The organism is Janthinobacterium sp. FT14W, assembly GCF_009208755.1.
GTDB lineage: Bacteria > Pseudomonadota > Gammaproteobacteria > Burkholderiales > Burkholderiaceae_D > Janthinobacterium > Janthinobacterium violaceinigrum.
In genome coordinates this window covers 1-16,459 of sequence record NZ_WFLL01000043.1, presented here as the reverse complement: position 1 = coordinate 16,459, position 16,459 = coordinate 1, and the positions used below count along the sequence as shown (strand labels likewise).

General features: G+C 62.9%; 17 protein-coding genes. 1 reads left to right on the top strand and 16 read right to left on the bottom strand.

The genetic code is table 11. From position 1 onward, the window contains the following. The first annotated feature begins 69 nt into the window (after window positions 1-69). Window positions 70-729, top strand: coding sequence for a glutathione S-transferase family protein (locus GCN74_RS22840; RefSeq protein WP_152258793.1), 660 nt, complete (start codon window positions 70-72; stop codon window positions 727-729). 19 nt (window positions 730-748) lie between these two features. Here the strand turns inward: GCN74_RS22840 and GCN74_RS22835 are convergent, their stop codons facing one another. The 16 genes from GCN74_RS22835 to GCN74_RS22760 all read right to left on the bottom strand — a co-directional run. Then, window positions 749-1,054: an NIPSNAP family protein gene (locus tag GCN74_RS22835; RefSeq protein WP_152258792.1), complete on the bottom strand. Its 306-nt coding sequence runs from the start codon at window positions 1,052-1,054 to the stop codon at window positions 749-751. Next, window positions 1,051-1,977: a WD40 repeat domain-containing protein gene (locus GCN74_RS22830; protein ID WP_152258791.1), complete on the bottom strand. Its 927-nt coding sequence runs from the start codon at window positions 1,975-1,977 to the stop codon at window positions 1,051-1,053. The genes GCN74_RS22835 and GCN74_RS22830 overlap by 4 nt, the downstream gene beginning before the upstream one ends. Next, window positions 1,974-2,483: a GNAT family N-acetyltransferase gene (locus tag GCN74_RS22825; protein WP_152258790.1), complete on the bottom strand. Its 510-nt coding sequence runs from the start codon at window positions 2,481-2,483 to the stop codon at window positions 1,974-1,976. Before GCN74_RS22825 ends, GCN74_RS22830 begins: the two co-directional genes overlap by 4 nt. Before the next feature lie 67 nt (window positions 2,484-2,550). Beyond that, the gene (locus GCN74_RS22820) at window positions 2,551-3,096 is read right to left on the bottom strand and encodes a phosphoribosyltransferase (RefSeq protein ID WP_034752020.1); all 546 of its coding nucleotides are present in this window, start codon (window positions 3,094-3,096) and stop codon (window positions 2,551-2,553) included. A gap of 66 nt (window positions 3,097-3,162) precedes the next feature. Further along, window positions 3,163-4,476 carry an adenylosuccinate synthase gene (locus tag GCN74_RS22815; RefSeq protein WP_086147765.1) on the bottom strand — a complete coding sequence of 438 codons (1,314 nt, stop codon included), beginning with the start codon at window positions 4,474-4,476 and terminating at the stop codon, window positions 3,163-3,165. 3 nt (window positions 4,477-4,479) lie between these two features. Further along, window positions 4,480-5,640: an ATP phosphoribosyltransferase regulatory subunit gene (locus GCN74_RS22810; protein WP_152258789.1), complete on the bottom strand. Its 1,161-nt coding sequence runs from the start codon at window positions 5,638-5,640 to the stop codon at window positions 4,480-4,482. A gap of 432 nt (window positions 5,641-6,072) precedes the next feature. Further along, window positions 6,073-6,960, bottom strand: coding sequence for a protease modulator HflC (gene hflC, locus GCN74_RS22805; RefSeq protein WP_152258788.1), 888 nt, complete (start codon window positions 6,958-6,960; stop codon window positions 6,073-6,075). Further along, window positions 6,960-8,252 (bottom strand): FtsH protease activity modulator HflK, encoded by a 1,293-nt coding sequence (gene hflK / locus GCN74_RS22800; RefSeq protein WP_152258787.1) that lies wholly within the window; start codon window positions 8,250-8,252, stop codon window positions 6,960-6,962. Before hflK ends, hflC begins: the two co-directional genes overlap by 1 nt. Before the next feature lie 2 nt (window positions 8,253-8,254). Then, window positions 8,255-9,478 carry a GTPase HflX gene (gene hflX, locus GCN74_RS22795; RefSeq protein ID WP_152258786.1) on the bottom strand — a complete coding sequence of 408 codons (1,224 nt, stop codon included), beginning with the start codon at window positions 9,476-9,478 and terminating at the stop codon, window positions 8,255-8,257. A 114-nt stretch (window positions 9,479-9,592) separates the two neighbouring features. Continuing rightward, window positions 9,593-9,829, bottom strand: coding sequence for an RNA chaperone Hfq (gene hfq / locus GCN74_RS22790; RefSeq protein ID WP_008450615.1), 237 nt, complete (start codon window positions 9,827-9,829; stop codon window positions 9,593-9,595). A gap of 249 nt (window positions 9,830-10,078) precedes the next feature. Continuing rightward, window positions 10,079-11,425 (bottom strand): ribosome biogenesis GTPase Der, encoded by a 1,347-nt coding sequence (gene der, locus GCN74_RS22785; protein WP_070221915.1) that lies wholly within the window; start codon window positions 11,423-11,425, stop codon window positions 10,079-10,081. A gap of 4 nt (window positions 11,426-11,429) precedes the next feature. After that, entirely contained in the window at window positions 11,430-12,575 is a 1,146-nt protein-coding gene (gene bamB / locus GCN74_RS22780) for an outer membrane protein assembly factor BamB (RefSeq protein WP_152258785.1), read from the bottom strand. Window positions 12,576-12,660: 85 nt separating this feature from the next. After that, entirely contained in the window at window positions 12,661-13,329 is a 669-nt protein-coding gene (locus tag GCN74_RS22775) for a YfgM family protein (RefSeq protein WP_152258784.1), read from the bottom strand. Window positions 13,330-13,383: 54 nt separating this feature from the next. Beyond that, window positions 13,384-14,745 (bottom strand): histidine--tRNA ligase, encoded by a 1,362-nt coding sequence (hisS, locus tag GCN74_RS22770; protein WP_152258783.1) that lies wholly within the window; start codon window positions 14,743-14,745, stop codon window positions 13,384-13,386. 83 nt (window positions 14,746-14,828) lie between these two features. Next, the gene (ispG, locus tag GCN74_RS22765) at window positions 14,829-16,103 is read right to left on the bottom strand and encodes a flavodoxin-dependent (E)-4-hydroxy-3-methylbut-2-enyl-diphosphate synthase (protein WP_152258782.1); all 1,275 of its coding nucleotides are present in this window, start codon (window positions 16,101-16,103) and stop codon (window positions 14,829-14,831) included. 50 nt (window positions 16,104-16,153) lie between these two features. Then, on the bottom strand, window positions 16,154-16,459 hold a 306-nt coding region (locus tag GCN74_RS22760), incomplete at its 5' end, for a DUF4115 domain-containing protein (RefSeq protein WP_152258781.1).

Sequence of the window (16,459 nt, the reverse complement as noted above, 5' to 3'; positions counted from 1 at the left end):
CCTGTCATTGCTCTATCGTTGCAGCACGCGCATGTTGCCAACCTTGCAAAAACAACAGGAGATTCCACCGTGTCGCTCATCCTCTACGGCCACCCTTTTTCCTCGTACACGCAGAAGGTGCTCATCGCCTTGTACGAGAACGCCCTGCCCTTCGATTTCCGCTGCCTGGCGCCGGACATGCCGCAACACCTGCAACAGTGGCTGGAGCGCTGGCCGCTGCGCAAGTTTCCGCTGCTGGTGGACGGCGAGCGCAACGTCGCCGAGACCAGCATCATCATCGAATACCTGCAACTGGCCCATCCCGGCCCGCTGCGCCTGCTGCCCGATGAGCCGATGCAGGCGCTGGACGCGCGTTTTCTCGACCGCTACTTCGACCTGCACGTCATGACACCCGTGCAGCATGCCGTCGGCGCCGCCCTGACCGGCGACCCGGTGAAGACGCGCGAAGGCCGCGCGCATGCGGCAGAAAAGCTGGACCTCGCCTACGCCTGGCTGGAAAACCACCTGGCCGGCAAGACGTGGGCCACGGGCGAACACTTTACCCTGGCCGACTGCGCCGCCGCCCCCTCGCTGTTCTATGCGGACTGGACGCAGCCGATTCCCGCCACCCTGCCCCTGCTGCGTGCCTACCGCGCGCGCCTGCTGGCCCGCCCGTCGTTCGCGCGCGCGGTGGAAGAGGCGCGCCCGTACCGCCACCTCTTCCCCCTGGGCGCACCGCAGCGCGACTGACCTTGTTCAGTAGACCTGTTCAGGCAAACACGGGCCGGAAGAAACTGCGCTCGTAGCTGACGATGCAGCGCGACTCCTCTGCGTAGCGGAAGGCCGCCTGGCATTCGGCATCCTGCATGGAATCGCTGCGGTACTGCTCGTACAGGGCCAGGCTGGGAAACGAGAACATGGCCAGCGCCACGTTGCTGGCGCCCTCGGACGGCAGGAAGTAGCCGTGGTGCTGGCCGCCGAAGCGCTCGACCAGCGGTATCCACAGCTTGCCGTAGGCTTCGAATTCCTTCAGTTTGTACGGATCGATGATGTAGCGTAAATAACAGGTGATCATGCGCTTTCCTTGTGAACGTTCAAATCCGTCAGCATGCCCGCTTCCCACGAGCCGATGGCGGCCAGTGGCGTGCCAGGCAAGAAGTCCAGCGCGCAGGGATACGTAAAATCTTCCTGCGCCAGCACATCGAGACCGGGCCAGCCATAAAACAGCAGCTTGCCCTTGCCGATGCGTCCCAGCGCGCTGCCGTCGGGCAGCCAGCGCAAGGCATTGCCCGCGCCGCCGCCCGCCTCCACCGGCACCGTGGCCAGCTGGCGGCCATCGTCGATCGCATGCACGGACAGGTACTCGTCACCGCCAGCGTGGTGCAGCACGGCCAGGCGCGCGCCGTCCGGCGACGGCGCGCAGGACATGATGCCTGGCAGCGACAGCACCACGCGGCCGCCCCCGGCCTGCAGCGGCCAATCCCACACGCTGCAATAGTCGGGCGGCTGCACCTGCCCCTCGTCCACGGATTTGACGCCATGCTGGATCAGCAGACGCCGCCCGCCGTCGATGGCGCAGGCATCGCGCAGCATCTCGCCCGCATGCTCCTGCATGAAGAGCACCTCGCCCGTCTGCGCGTCGCGCACCCGCAGGCGGCCGTCCCAGCCGCCGTCGGCAAGATGCTGCCCGCACGGCGACCACGCGGGGCCGCTGCCTTCGCGATCCTTCTTGTTCTGGAAGTTGAGCAGCAGTTGCCCCGACTGCGCATCGACCACGGCCATCTGGCCCGTCGTGCTCTTGATGGCGATCCGGCTGCCGTCGGGCGAGAACGCCATGCCCGACATGTGCGCGATGAACTTGCCGCGCCACAGTTTGCTCCGCGCCGCCACGTCCCACAGGGCCAGCTCGCGTCCCAGCACGGCCAGGCGCGTGCCGTCGGGCGAAAACCGCACGCCGTAGCTGCAGCCCAGCTTCAAGGGCTTCGGCCTTGCCGTCATGGGCGCGCCAGCCGATACACGACGGTATCGAGGTCGTAATGGCGCTCCATGCCCACGTACTGCATGCCCAGGCGCGTCATGACCTTGATCGAGGCGGCGTTGTCGGGATGCGCCACGGCCACCACTTCCGGCACGCCGACGACGTCGAACGCGTGCGCGACGATGACGGCCGCCGCCTCGCTGGCATAGCCATGGCCCCAGCCCGTACGGGCCAGGCGCCAGCCGATTTCATGCGGCTTGGCCTTGTCCCCGTCGAGGTGCTGCAGGCAAGCCATGCCCACCATCTCGCCGTCGTCGAGGCGGATCAGCGCCCACCAGGAGTAGCCCCACTCGGCCCAGCGGCCCGTGATGCGCGCGACCGCCGCGCGCGTGTCCTCTTCCGTCTCGGGCTGGCCGGCGTTCAGGTAGGTCATCACCTCGGGATCCGTGTTGAGCGTGCGCATGCGCCCGTAGTGGTTTTCGGTGATCGGTTCCAGGCGCAGCCGCGCCGTCGTCAGTATGGTCATCGCGTTTCCTTGGACGAAAAAAAAGACGATACACGATCGTCTTTTTTTAGCAAGAGCGCACGCAAAATTACTTGCCTGCTTCGCCCTTCTTGATCCATGCCGCCAGCTGGTGCGGGCGCAGGCCATCGTAGTCTTCGAATGGCTGGTGGATCCACGGGTTGTGCGGCAGTTCGTCCAGGAAGTAGTCGGGACGCACGACGGAGCAGCCTTTCAGCCAGATCACGGCCGATTTGACTTCGGTCACGTCCGGGAAGTTTTCCTTCAGGTGACGCGTGACCTTGTCCAGGGTGACGCCCGAATCGGCCAGGTCGTCGACCAGCAGGATGCGGCCGGCCAGCGGGCCCTTGGTCATGGTCATGTACTTGGCGATATCGAGGTCGCCGCGCACCGTGCCCGCGTCTTCGCGGTAGGAGCTGGTCGACAGGATGGCCAGCGGCAAATCAAAAATGCGCGAGAACACGTCGCCGGGACGCACGCCGCCGCGCGCCAGGCACAATACCTGGTCGAATTTCCAGCCCGATTCGTAGACCTTGAGCGCCAGGCGCTCGATCAGGCGGTGGTACTCTTCCCAGTTGACCCAGAGATGTTGATCGTTCGATTGTGGGGTAGTCATGATAGTGAAATCTTATTATTAGCGTGATTAAAAAAATCCGCCTTGCGGCGGATTGTGTCCAGCAGCTTACTCGAATGGGTGGCGCAGCACGATCGTTTCTTCACGATCCGGACCGGTCGAAACCATGTCCACCGGCACGCCGACCAGTTCTTCGATGCGCTTGATATAAGCGCGGGCCGTCGCTGGCAGGGCCGCCAGCGATTTCGCGCCGACCGTGCTTTCCGTCCAGCCTGGCATCTCTTCGTACACGGGTACGCAGCGGGCGGCTTCTTCGGCGCCCGATGGGAAGATGTCCGTGGCCACGCCGTCGATGGTGTAGCCGGTGCACAGTTTCAAGGTTTCGATACCGTCCAGGACGTCCAGCTTGGTCAGGCACATGCCCGTCACGCCGTTGATCTGCACGGAGCGGCGCAGCAGGGCAGCATCGAACCAGCCGCAGCGGCGGGCGCGGCCCGTCACGGTGCCGAATTCATGGCCCACTTGCGCCAAGTGATGGCCGACGCCTGCATCCGTTGGCAGTTCCGACGGGAACGGGCCGGAGCCGACGCGCGTCGTGTACGCCTTGGTGATGCCCATGATGTAGTGCAGCATGCCGGGACCGACACCCGAACCGGCGGCGGCATTGCCAGCCACGCAGTTCGACGAGGTGACGAACGGATAGGTGCCGTGGTCGACGTCGAGCAAGGAACCTTGCGCGCCTTCGAACAGCAGATTCGCGCCGGCCTTGTGCGCCTTGTACAGCGCGCTCGACACGTCGGTGACCATCGGACGCAGGCGCGGCACGTAGGCCAGCGCGTCGTCGAGGGTCTTCTGGTAATCGATGCGCGGAGCCTTCAGGTAGTGCTCCAGCACGAAGTTGTGGTAATCGAGGTTTTCCGCCAGTTTTTCGGCGAAACGGGCTTCGTTCAGCAGGTCGGCGACGCGGATGGCGCGGCGCGCCACCTTGTCTTCGTAGGCCGGGCCGATGCCCTTGCCCGTGGTGCCGATCTTGGCCGCGCCGCGCGCCGCTTCACGGGCCAGGTCGAGTGCCGAGTGGTAAGGCAGGATGACCGGTGCGGCATCCGACACTTTCAGGCGCGAGGCGACTTCGACGCCGACGGCTTCGAGCTTGTCGATTTCGCGCAGCACGTCCGGTACCGACACGACCACGCCGTTACCGATGTAGCAGGCGACGCCTGGACGCATGATGCCCGACGGGATCAGCTGCAGCGCGGTTTTCACGCCGCCGATGACCAGCGTGTGGCCTGCATTGTGGCCGCCCTGGAAGCGCACCACACCCTGGGCGTGATCGGTCAACCAATCGACGATCTTGCCTTTACCTTCATCGCCCCATTGGGTGCCGATGACAACAACGTTCTTTGCCATAATTTTCTTTGACATCACTCAACCTAAGTTTTTAAGAATCCAGCTACTACCATTATCGGCAAGTACCAGCACGCGATCGCACTCGAACTCGTCTTGTTCATTACTGTGACCCGGCATACTCTGGATCACGACCTCGCCCGCCTTGCGCAACTCGGCGATTTTTTCCTTCAATTCTGGCGCGCTGCCCCACGGCGCGCGGATCGAATGCTTCCGTTCCGCGGTCGGCAACAGGCGCGCCAGTTCGCGCAAATCGAGCGAGAAGCCGGTCGCGGGACGAGCCCGGCCGAACGCTTCGCCGACGTGGTCATAACGGCCGCCGCGCGCAACCGCGTTCGGCAAGCCAGGTACATACAGCGCAAACATCGCGCCGCTTTCATATTGGTAGCCGCGCAGGTCGGCCAGGTCGATCGCCACTTCGGCGCGGCCCAGCGCAGAGCCTGCCAGCGCGGCCAGTTCGGCCAGCGCCTTGAGCACGCCCGGCAGCGGCGGCAGCACTTCGCGCGCACGCGCCAGCACGTCGATGTCGCCATACAGGTTCGGCAGGGCCAGCAGCGCATCGCGCGTCACGGCGTCGTAGCCGGCGGTCAGAGCGCGCAGGCCAGGCGCATCTTTCGCGCGCAGCAGGGTGTACAGCGCAGCCTCGTCGCGCACGGCGGCGGCGTCTTGCGCAATGATAGCGCGCAACAGGCCCACGTGCGACAAATCCAGGCGCACGCTGTCGAAACCGGCCAGTGCCAGCGAGGCGAGCGCCAGTTCCTGGATCTCGGCATCCGCTTCCAGGCCCGCGTGGCCATAGATCTCGGCGCCGATCTGCAGCGGCTCGCGCGTGGCGTGCAGGCCCGACGGACGGGTATGCAGCACGCTGCCGGCGTAGCACAGGCGGGTGACGGTGGCACGGTTGAGCAGGTGGGCGTCGATGCGCGCCACTTGCGTCGTCATGTCGGCGCGCAGGCCGAGCATGCGGCCAGACAGCTGGTCGACCAGTTTGAACGTGCGCAGGTCGGTATCCTTGCCAGCGCCAGTCATCAGCGATTCCAGATACTCGAGCAGCGGCGGCATGACCAGTTCATATCCGTACAGACGGAAATTATCCAGCATGAGGCGGCGCAGCTCTTCGATCTTGCGCGCTTCCGACGGCAGAACATCGGCAATATTTTCGGGCAAAAGCCAATTCGGCATGAGGGAGCGAGATACGGAAGAAAGTTGAAAAAATGCATCATGCGAGGCAGCGGCAGGCGCGCCAGGCAAGAGGCCGAACCTGATATTTTACGCGAAAACACGGGCCTTTAGGGATAAGTTGTCCGAAACGCTGCAGCACAGTCCTAAAAACACCGCATTTTACGCCTTCCCGCAACAGCTAAGTAATCCTCAGGAAATTACTGTGAATTTATGACGAACAGAACCGGATGCTATGCAAGGCGCCCGCTGCGACGCAGTGCGAGCACTGCTAGCAGTGGGCAACGCCGCAGAGCGCCGGTTATGGAAGTCAGAAATCACAATAATTTATTGGGGGTTACTGAGGGCGGGCACAAAAAAACGGGGCCGGCATTCACGCCGGCCCCGCTGATACCGCCACCCGTCCTTGCGGACAGGCGCAGTCTGGATGCTGCCTTACTTCTTGGCCGGAGCGGCTGCGCCGCCGCCCTTGAAGTACTTGAAGAATTCCGAACTCGGATCGACCACCATCACGTCGCCCTTGTCCTTGAAGGTGGCGCGATAGGCTTCCAGGCTGCGGTAAAACTTGTAGAACTCCGGATTCTTGCCAAACGCTTCCGCATAGATCTGCGATGCCTTGGCATCGCCCTCGCCGCGGATCTTCTCGGCTTCGCGGTACGCTTCGGCCAGGATCACGGTGCGCTGCTTGTCGGCGTCGGCGCGGATCTTCTCGGAATCGGCCGAACCGGTCGAACGCAGCTCATTGGCCACGCGCACGCGCTCGGACTTCATGCGCTCGTACACGGAGTTGTTGATCTGCTCGACGTAATCGACGCGTTTCAGGCGCACGTCGACGATTTCCACGCCGATGGCCTTGGCTTCGGCCGAGACCTTGGCCAGGATCGCTTCCATCACCTTGCCGCGCTGGCCCGAGATCACTTCGCGCACGGTGCGCTTGGTGATTTCATCGTTCAGCGCTGCCTTGACGATTTGCGACATGCGGTTGCGGGCCGGCTTTTCATCGCCGCCAAAGCTGCGGAAATACAGCCGCGGATCGGCGATGCGCCACTTCACGTAGGCGTCGACGAGGATGTTCTTCTTCTCGGCCGTGATGAAGCGTTCCGGCTCCGGCGTATCCAGGGTCAGGATGCGCTTATCCAGGTACAGCACGTTCTGGAACGGCGGCGGCAGCTTGAAATACAGGCCCGGCGTGCTGATGACTTCCTTGACTTCGCCGAGGGCGAAGACGACCGCATACTTACGCTGGTCGACCACGAACACGGTCGAGGACAAGAGCATGATCGCGATAAAGCCCGCGATCAGGGCGGCTACGATACGGTTCATTAGCGGCTCTCCCGTTCACGCGAAGAGCGGCTGTCGCGGCGCGTATTGACTTCTACTGTCGGCATGGCTTCCTGTGGCAAAACGGTGTTGGCTGCGGGTGTCGCGGCAGCACGGGCGGCGGCAGCGGCGGCGTCGGTGGCAGCCGTCTGGGCGATCAGCTTGTCGAGCGGCAGGTACAGCAGATTGCTGCCCGTCTTCGCGTCGACCATGACCTTGCTGGCACTGCTGAACACTTGCTGCATCGTTTCCAGGTACATGCGGTCGCGCGTGACGACCGGCGCCTTCTGGTACTCGACCAGCACCTGCTTGAAGCGCGAGGCATTACCGGCCGCGTTCTCGGTCACCATCGCGCTGTACGCTGCGGCTTCCTCCATCAGGCGGAATGCGGCGCCGCGCGCTTTTGGAATGACGTCGTTGGCGTAGGCCTGGCCTTCATTCTTCTGGCGTTCGCGGTCCTGGCCAGCCTTGACGGCATCGTCGAAGGCGGCTTGCACCTGCTCCGGCGGCTGCACGGCCTGCATCGTCACGTTGGTGATGACGGCGCCGACCTTGTAGCGGTCGAGAATCTGCTGCATCAGCTGCTGCGTATCGTACGCCACTTTTTCGCGGCCTTCGTACAGCACGAAGTCCATCTTGCTGCGGCCGACCACTTCGCGGATCGCCGTTTCGGCGACCTGGCGCAAGGTGTCTTCCTGGTCGCGCGTGTTGAACAGCCAGGCCACGGGGTCTTTCAGGGTGTACTGCACCGCGAACTGGATGTCGATGATGTTCTCATCGTCCGTCAGCATCAGCGACTCGCTGGCCTGCTTGTTGCGCAGCGACTGGCGGTAACCCACTTCCACCGTGCGCACCTGCGACACGTTGACGGTTTCGTCGGTCTGGAACGGGTACGGCCAGCGCCAGTTGAAACCGGCCGGCGTGGTGTGGCTGTACTTGCCGAACGTGAGCACGACGCCGTTCTGGCCCTCCTGCACGATGAAGGCGCCGCTGGCGAGCCAGATGAAGACGGCGATCACGCCGACCACGCCGGCTGTGATGCCGGCGCCCTTCATGTCGGGACGCGGGCCGCTGCCGCCGCCGTTGTTATTGCCGCCGTTGTCGGGACGGTTCTTCTGTCCGAAAAAAGCGTTCAGGCGCTGATTGAAATCGCGCCACAGCTGGTCGAGGTCCGGCGGACCTTCGCCGGGCTTTTTGCCTTCTTGGGCTTTCTTGCCGTCGTCCTTGCGATTGCCCCAGCGGGGATCGTTCAGGGACAACTTCAAGCCTGTTTTTTTGAGTAGGGAGACAAGCATAACTATCGTGTTCCGACTTGGGAGTGGGTGGAAAACCTATCGTCCTCGCCAGGCTCTTCGTCCTGGTCCGGGGCGGCGCCATCGTGCTGGTCGTACTGACCGTCAAACTGATCTTCCTGCTGTGCTTTGCCGTGCGGATAGAGGTGAACCGAAGCGGGCGCCTTCTTGGCCATCTCGACAATGGCATCGCGCAGCAAGTCGAGACCACTGCCCTTCTGCGCACTGACAAACACGCGACTGATCGTAGCATATTCGTCACGCTCCACCGAAGGCTCCAGCCCGGCCGCATCGATCTTGTTCCACACGAGAATCTGCGGAATATGATCGGCGCCGATCTCTTTCAAGACCAGGTTGACCTGCTCGATCTGCTCCATGCGCACCGGCGACGCGGCGTCGACGACGTGCAGCAGCAGATCGGCATGGATGGTTTCTTCGAGCGTGGCGCGGAAAGCGGCCACCAGTTGATGGGGCAATTCGCGCACGAAGCCGACCGTGTCGGAGATCACCACATTGCCCACGTCCTGGCCCAGGTAAACCCGGCGCGAGGTGGTGTCCAGGGTGGCGAACAGCTGGTCGGCCACATACACGCCGGCCTTGGTCACGGCATTGAACAGGGTCGACTTGCCGGCATTGGTATAGCCGACCAGGGACACCGAGAACGTGTGATTGCGGCCGCGCGCGCGGCGCTGCGTTTCGCGCTGCTTGTGCAGTTTTTCCAGGCGCGCGCGCAAGGCCTTGACGCGGTCGCCGATCAGCCGGCGGTCGGTCTCGAGCTGCGTCTCGCCGGGGCCGCGCAAGCCGATACCGCCCTTTTGCCGCTCAAGGTGGGTCCAGCCGCGGATCAGGCGCGTGGCCAGATGCTGCAGCTGGGCCAGCTCGACTTGCAGCTTGCCCTCGTGGCTCTTGGCGCGCTGCGCGAAGATGTCGAGGATCAGGCTGGTACGGTCGAGCACGCGCACATTCAGGCGCTTTTCCAGATTGCGCTGCTGGGCAGGCGAGAGGGCATGGTTGAAGATGACGATTTCCAGGCCATCGTTGACGACGGCGTCGCCAATTTCATCGGCCTTGCCGCTGCCGACGAAATACGCGGAATCGGGACTGGAACGCTTGGCCGTGATGGTGGAAATCGGGTCCGCCCCAGCCGAGCGCGACAACAGCATGAGTTCCTCCATGCTGGCGGCGAAGTCGCTGTGACCGAAGTCAACCCCGACTAGTGCCGCGCGCATGATGGCATCAGACAAGTTGCGGCGAACGCCGACGCCGATGCAAACGCATCAGCGCCGCTGGCGCGGACGGGGGCGATGGAGGGTGAAAGGCGCTGGGCCGTCAAGCTCAACGCTTTACTCCGCTTCAGATTCAATATTGAGATTGACGGCACGGGCCGGCACCACTGTCGAGATGGCATGCTTGTACACCATCTGTGTCACCGTATTGCGCAGCAATACGACATATTGATCGAACGATTCGATATGGCCCTGCAATTTAATGCCATTGACCAGATAGATCGAGACAGGAACATGCTCTTTGCGTAATGCATTGAGGAATGGGTCTTGTAACAGTTGCCCTTTGTTGCTCATAACAGCTCCGTTGTTTATGTTGTTGTGTAAGAATTGGAGGCGACTCGCTTGATTTCAAGTGCTCTCACACCTTTCAAAGAGAGAAAGATGCATCATAGCTACTGTAACCTGTTTTCACGATCGCTGTCGCGCATGGCGCATTAACACTTTATTATTTCCGTGCCAGAGCCATTGAATTGGCTGTCGGCGCCGCATTATCTCTGCGGCGCCTTAATTGATACTTAATCCAGCACAATACTCAGCGCAATTTTACTTGCTTGGCGTGCGTGCAAACGGGTTTTTACCCGTGCGCAGTTCAATGCGCAGCGGCGTGCCGACCAGAGCAAACGTATCGCGGAAATGTTTTTCCAGATAGCGCTTGTATGGATCGCCAACGGCGTCGAGTGCATTGCCGTGAATAACGATCACAGGCGGGTTCATGCCGCCCTGGTGGGCGTAGCGCAGCTTCGGACGAATCGAGCCCTTGCGGCGCGGTTCCTGCTTCTCCACGGCTTCGATCAGGGCGCGCGTCAGCTTCGGCGTCGACAGGTCGCACATGGCGGCCGCATACGCCGCGTTAAGCGACTTCATCAGCGGACCGATGTTGGTGCCCTTCAGCGCCGAAATGAAATGCATCTGCGCAAACGACAGGAAATCGAGCTTGCGGTCGATATCAATCTTGATTTCATCGCGCTGGTGCGATTGCAAGCCATCCCATTTGTTCACGGCCACCACCAGTGCGCGGCCCGATTCCAGGATGAAGCCGGCGATATGCGCGTCCTGCTCGGAAATATCCTGCTGCGCGTCGAGCATCAGCACCACCACGTTGGCTTCGGAAATCGACTGCAGGGTTTTCACCACCGAGAATTTCTCGATCGCTTCGAACACCTTGCCGCGGCGGCGGATACCAGCCGTGTCGATCAAGGTGTATTGCTGGCCATCGCGCTCGAACGGGATCTCGATCGAATCGCGGGTCGTGCCCGGCATGTCGAAGGCGATTACGCGCTCTTCGCCCAGCAGGGTGTTGATCAAGGTCGACTTGCCCACGTTCGGGCGGCCGACGAGGGCGATCTTGATGCCGCGGTCCGTCTTTTCCAGCTCTTCGGGCTCATCCGGACGCTGCGCGAACGCCAGGTCCAGCATCACTTCGACGAGATCGTTGACGCCGTCGCCGTGCGCCGACGAGATCGCATACGGATCGCCCATGCCCAATTCATAGAATTCGGACACGACGGCCGTATAGCGCATGCCTTCGCTTTTGTTGACCACCAGCAAGACCGGGCGGCCGCTCTTGCGCAGGAAGTCCACGATGGTCTTGTCATGCGGGGTCAGGCCCTGGCGGCCGTCCACGATGAACACCACCACGTCGGCTTCGGCCACGGCCTGCTTGGTCTGCAGTGCCATCTGGTGCATGATGCCTTCCTTGGCGACGGGTTCGAAACCACCCGTATCGATGACCAGGAAGGGACGTTCGCCGACACGGCCTTCGCCATAGTGACGATCGCGCGTCAACCCAGGCAAATCCGCCACCAGCGCATCGCGCGAGCGGGTCAGACGATTGAATAAAGTCGATTTCCCAACATTGGGTCGACCTACTAGTGCAATTACCGGCTTCATTGTATTACTCGACCGCGAGAGCGGTCACTGTCCCTGATTGGGTTTGAAAAATCAAATTCGAACCGGCAACAACGGGAGCCGAAACAATCGGACTGCCGTCGGTACTGACCCGACCTATTAATGCGCCATCTTCCCGTGACAGGAAGTGGATATAACCTTGATAGTCGCCGACGGCGACGCTGCGGCCAAACGAGGCCGGCGTCGACAGGCGGCGGCGCGCCAGCGCCTCATTCTTCCAGGCGCTCTGGCCGCCTTCGCGGCTGAACGCCACCACGGCGCCCTGGGCGTCTGCGGCAAACACGAAACGCTGGTCGACGGCCACGCCCACATCGGACGAGATCGGCTTGGTCCAGCGCGGCACGCCCGTGGCGGCATCGAAGCAGCCGGCCTTGCCCTGGTACGTAACGGTGCACACTTCGCCTTCGAACACCACCGGCGTGCCGGCGATGTCGGAGACGCGCTCCAGTTCGGTAGCGCCGCGCGGTTCGCTGACGACGATCTCCCAGCGTACCACACCGGTGGCGGCCGTCAGTGCCAGCAGCTTGCCGCCCGGCTGGGCCACATACACGTTCGCGCCGCCCAGCACCATGCCCGGCGCATTGCGCAGGGTCAGTGCCGGCGTGGCGCGCTGCACCGTCCACTTGCGTTCGCCCGTCTTGGCGTCGAAGCCGACGATGCGGTTGTCCACGCTACGCACCACGACCACGCCCTGGCCCACGACAGGCGGCGTCAGCACTTCGCTGGACGCCTGCGCCTTCCACAGCGGCTTGCCATCGGCATCGAAGGCCAGCACGGCGCCCTTGGCGGCGCCCACGGCCACCAGCGTGCCATCGCTGCCGGCGCTGGACGTGATGTCGCTGCCCGCCTTGATGCGCCACGTTTCACGGCCGCTGGCCGCATCCAGGCGCGCCAGCGCGCCGTCGGCATTGACCACGTACAGGCTGTTGCCGGCCAGCGCAGGCGTAAACGCGTACACGCCGGCCTTGCCGATCGAATACTTCCAGGCGTCGCGCACGGCGATGCTCGATTTTAACTCGACCAGCTTGGCCGGCTCGACTTTCGGATCTTTCGAGGCGAACGGGTTCCACGACGAGCAACCGGCCATCAGGGCCAACAGACTTGCAGCTACCAGCTTTTCAGTGACACGCATAAGTGTTATCCAACCTTTTTCTTGTACTTGTAAGGGCAAGGCCGGCGGCGCAACACGCCGCGCGGCCCAACCATCAGTGTTCCTGTCAGGCGGCAGCCTTGTCAGCCTTGGCCTTGTCGTCCGGTACCGTACCGCCGATCGCTTCCAGTTTAACCTGGATCAATTGACGGCCTGGATTGTTCTTGTCCGTCGCAGCCAGCGCAGCCAGGTAAGCCGTGCGTGCCTCGGCCAGCTTGTTTTGCGCAACCAGCACGTCGCCCTTGCGGTCGGCCACGGCGCCGGCAAATTGCGCCACGGTCGCCGTCGCCAGCACTTTCAGCGCTTCGTCGTAGGCTTTTTCATCCAGCAGGACGCCGGCCAGGCGCAGCTTGGCGATGGCCTTGTACTCTTCCGTGCCGTGCTCGGCGACCCATTGCAGCTGGGTCTTGGCCGTTTTCAGGTCATTCGCGTCGAACGCCACCTTGGCCGCGGACAAGGCGCTCATCTGCGCATACGCCGTGCCGCTGAAACGCGATTGCATGTCGCCGGCCGCGCGCATCACCTTGGCCGTGTCCTTGGCGGCGATGGCGTTCTGCAGTTCGTCGTACAGCTGGCCCGCTTGCGCCGCCTGCGTGCGCTGGTAGTACTGCCAGCCGGCCCAGCCGCTGTAGCCTGCCAGCGCCACGATCAGGACCCAGGAGGTCAGATTGCCATTGCGCTGCCACCAGGCCTTGAGGGTTGCCAGTTGTTCTTGTTCTTCGTGATCGTATGCCATGGGTCGTCAGTTTTAATGAGTAGTTGATCGAGGGTGGAACGGTCTTGCTTCAAATCAGTGGTGGTGATGCACGTGGCCGCCTGGACCGTGGTCGTGGCCGCAATCGTGGTCGCCGATGATCTGGTCCACCACGTAGTCGACGACATCGTCGAACGGCACCGTATTCTGCTGCGCGCCGGCATCGGCTTCGCGCATGGCTTTCACCGTGGCCACATTGTTGGCGATTTCATCGTCGCCCAGGATCACGGCAAACGCCGCGCCGCTGGCATCGGCCTTCTTCATTTGCGTCTTGAAGCTGCCGCCGCCGTTGCTCGCTGCGCAATGTAGCACAACGTCCAGGCCCGCATCGCGAATCCGCTCGGCCAGCACGAAGGCTTGCAGGCCTGCCTGCTCGCCCTGGTGCACCAGGTAGACGTCGCACTGGGCCGGGGCTTCCGGTTCGGCCGCATCCTTCATCAGCAGCACCAGGCGTTCCACGCCCATGCCGAAACCGACGGCGGGCGTCGATTTGCCGCCGAACATTTCCACCATGCCGTCATAGCGGCCGCCGGCGCAGACCGTGCCTTGCGCGCCCAGCTTGTCGCTGACCCACTCGAACACGGTGCGGTTGTAGTAATCGAGGCCGCGCACCAGGCGTGGGTTGATGGTGAACGGAATATTGTTGTGATTCAAGATCTTCTGCACGCCGTGGAAGTGGGCCAGCGATTCCTCGCCCAGGTAGTCCAGCAGCCTCGGCGCGCCATTGACCAGGTCCTGCATGGCAGGGTTCTTGGTGTCCAGGATGCGCAGCGGATTGCTGTGCAGGCGGCGCTTGGCTTCTTCGTCCAGCAGCTCGCTGTGGCTTTCCAGGTAGGCGATCAGGTCGGCGCGGTGGCGCAGGCGCTCGGCCGCGTCGCCGATCGAGTTCAATTCCAGGCGGATGCCTTCCAGGCCCAGGTCATCCCACAGGCGGCGCGACAGCATGATGATTTCCGCGTCGATATCGGGGCCCGTGAAACCGATGGCTTCCACGCCGAACTGGTGGAACTGGCGGTAGCGGCCTTTTTGCGGGCGCTCGTGGCGGAACATCTGGCCCTTGTACCACAGGCGTTTCGGGCCTTCGTAGACGAGGTTGTGCTCGACCACGGCGCGCACCACGCCGGCCGTGCCTTCAGGACGCAGGGTCAGGTTGTCGCCGTTCATCGAATCGGTGAAGGAATACATTTCCTTTTCCACGATATCGGTCACGGCGCCGATGGCGCGCGCAAACAATTTCGTCTCTTCCACGATCGGCGTGCGGATCTGCTGGAAGCCATAGCTTTGCAGCACGGACTGCGCCGTGTTTTCAAACAATTCCCACAGCGGGGCGTCGGCGGGCAGCACGTCATTCATGCCTTTCACCGCGGTAATTTTATCGAATTTCTTATTTTCGGACATAGTGTTCTTCTTTGCTTTAACTTGATTGTCGGATGACGCGCGTCGCGCCTCGGCGGCCCCGCTAATCCGACCTACACGACCGATTACGCGGCAACCGGTGCGGCTTTGCCATAATGGCTTTTAACATAATTCAAGACGATGTCCTGGAATTCCTCGACGATGCGTTCGCCGCGCAGGGTAACGACTTTTTCGCCGTCCACAAACACGGGCGCGGCCGGCGACTCGCCCGTGCCGGGCAGGCTGATGCCGATGTTCGCATGCTTCGATTCGCCGGGACCGTTGACGATGCAGCCCATGACGGCCACGTTCATCGCTTCCACGCCCGGATACGACTTTTTCCACTCCGGCATCTGCTCGCGCAGATACGTCTGGATATTGTCGGCCAGTTCCTGGAAGGTGGTCGACGTCGTGCGGCCGCAACCGGGGCAGGCGATCACCATGGGCGCGAACTTGCGCAAGCCCATGGTTTGCAAGATTTCCTGGCCAACGATCACTTCGCGCGTACGGTCGCCGCCCGGTTCCGGGGTGAGCGAAATGCGGATGGTGTCGCCGATGCCTTCCTGCAGCAATACGGCCAGGGCCGCCGTCGACGCGACGATGCCCTTGCTGCCCATGCCCGCTTCCGTCAAGCCCAGGTGCAGCGGATAGTCGCAGCGCTGGGCCAGCTCGCGGTACACGGCGATCAGGTCCTGCACGCCGGACACTTTACAGGACAGGATGATCTTGTCGCGGGCCAGGCCCAGCTCTTCCGCGCGCACGGCGTTTTCAACGGCCGACGTCACCAGCGCTTCATACATGACGGCTTGCGCCGGCCACGGTTCGGCACGGCCCGCGTTTTCATCCATGATGCGCGCCAGCAAGGCCTGGTCCAGGCTGCCCCAGTTCACGCCGATGCGCACCGGCTTGTCGTAGCGGCACGCCGCTTCGATCATTTGCGCAAATTGCGTGTCGCGCTTGGCGCCCTTGCCCACGTTGCCCGGATTGATACGGTACTTCGACAGCGCGCGCGCGCAATCGGGGTAATCGTTGAGCAGGGTATGGCCGTTGTAGTGGAAATCGCCCACCAGCGGCACGTCGATGTCCATCTTGTCGAGCTGCTCGCGGATGTAGGGCACGGCCGCAGCCGCTTCCGGACGGTCCACCGTCAGGCGCACCAGTTCCGAACCGGCACGCGCCAGTTCCTTGATCTGGATCGCCGTGCCGATGGCATCGGCCGTATCCGTGTTCGTCATCGACTGCACCACCACGGGGGCGTCGCCGCCCACCCAGATCTGGCGCTGGCCGTGCGCGATCAGCACCTTGCGGCTGTCGCGCCGGCCGGATGGACCGGAGCCGATCGCTGTTTTCGAGGTAGCCATAATATTATCTTCTGCGTTTGCTTGAACTGGTTGCCTGATTGACTGGATGCTTATTTGATGCTCACGCGCGAGATCGTGCCGCCGGCAACGGTCGGCAGATCCAGCTTGGCGCCGCGCAAGGTTGCCTGCACGACACCCGGCTTGCCCACCACCAGGGTGGCCGGGCCCGTGATATCGAACGTTTCCGTGCTGCCCGCCTTGACCATGCGCGAAATCAGCGGCGTCGTGCCAGGGCGGCGAATTTCCACCCACGAATCCTGCTCCACCTTCAGCACCAGCGCATTCGCGCCCACGGCTGCGGCGGCAACGGGCGGCGCGCCGGCAGCCGTCGCCGCTGGCGCGGGCGCCGGAACGGC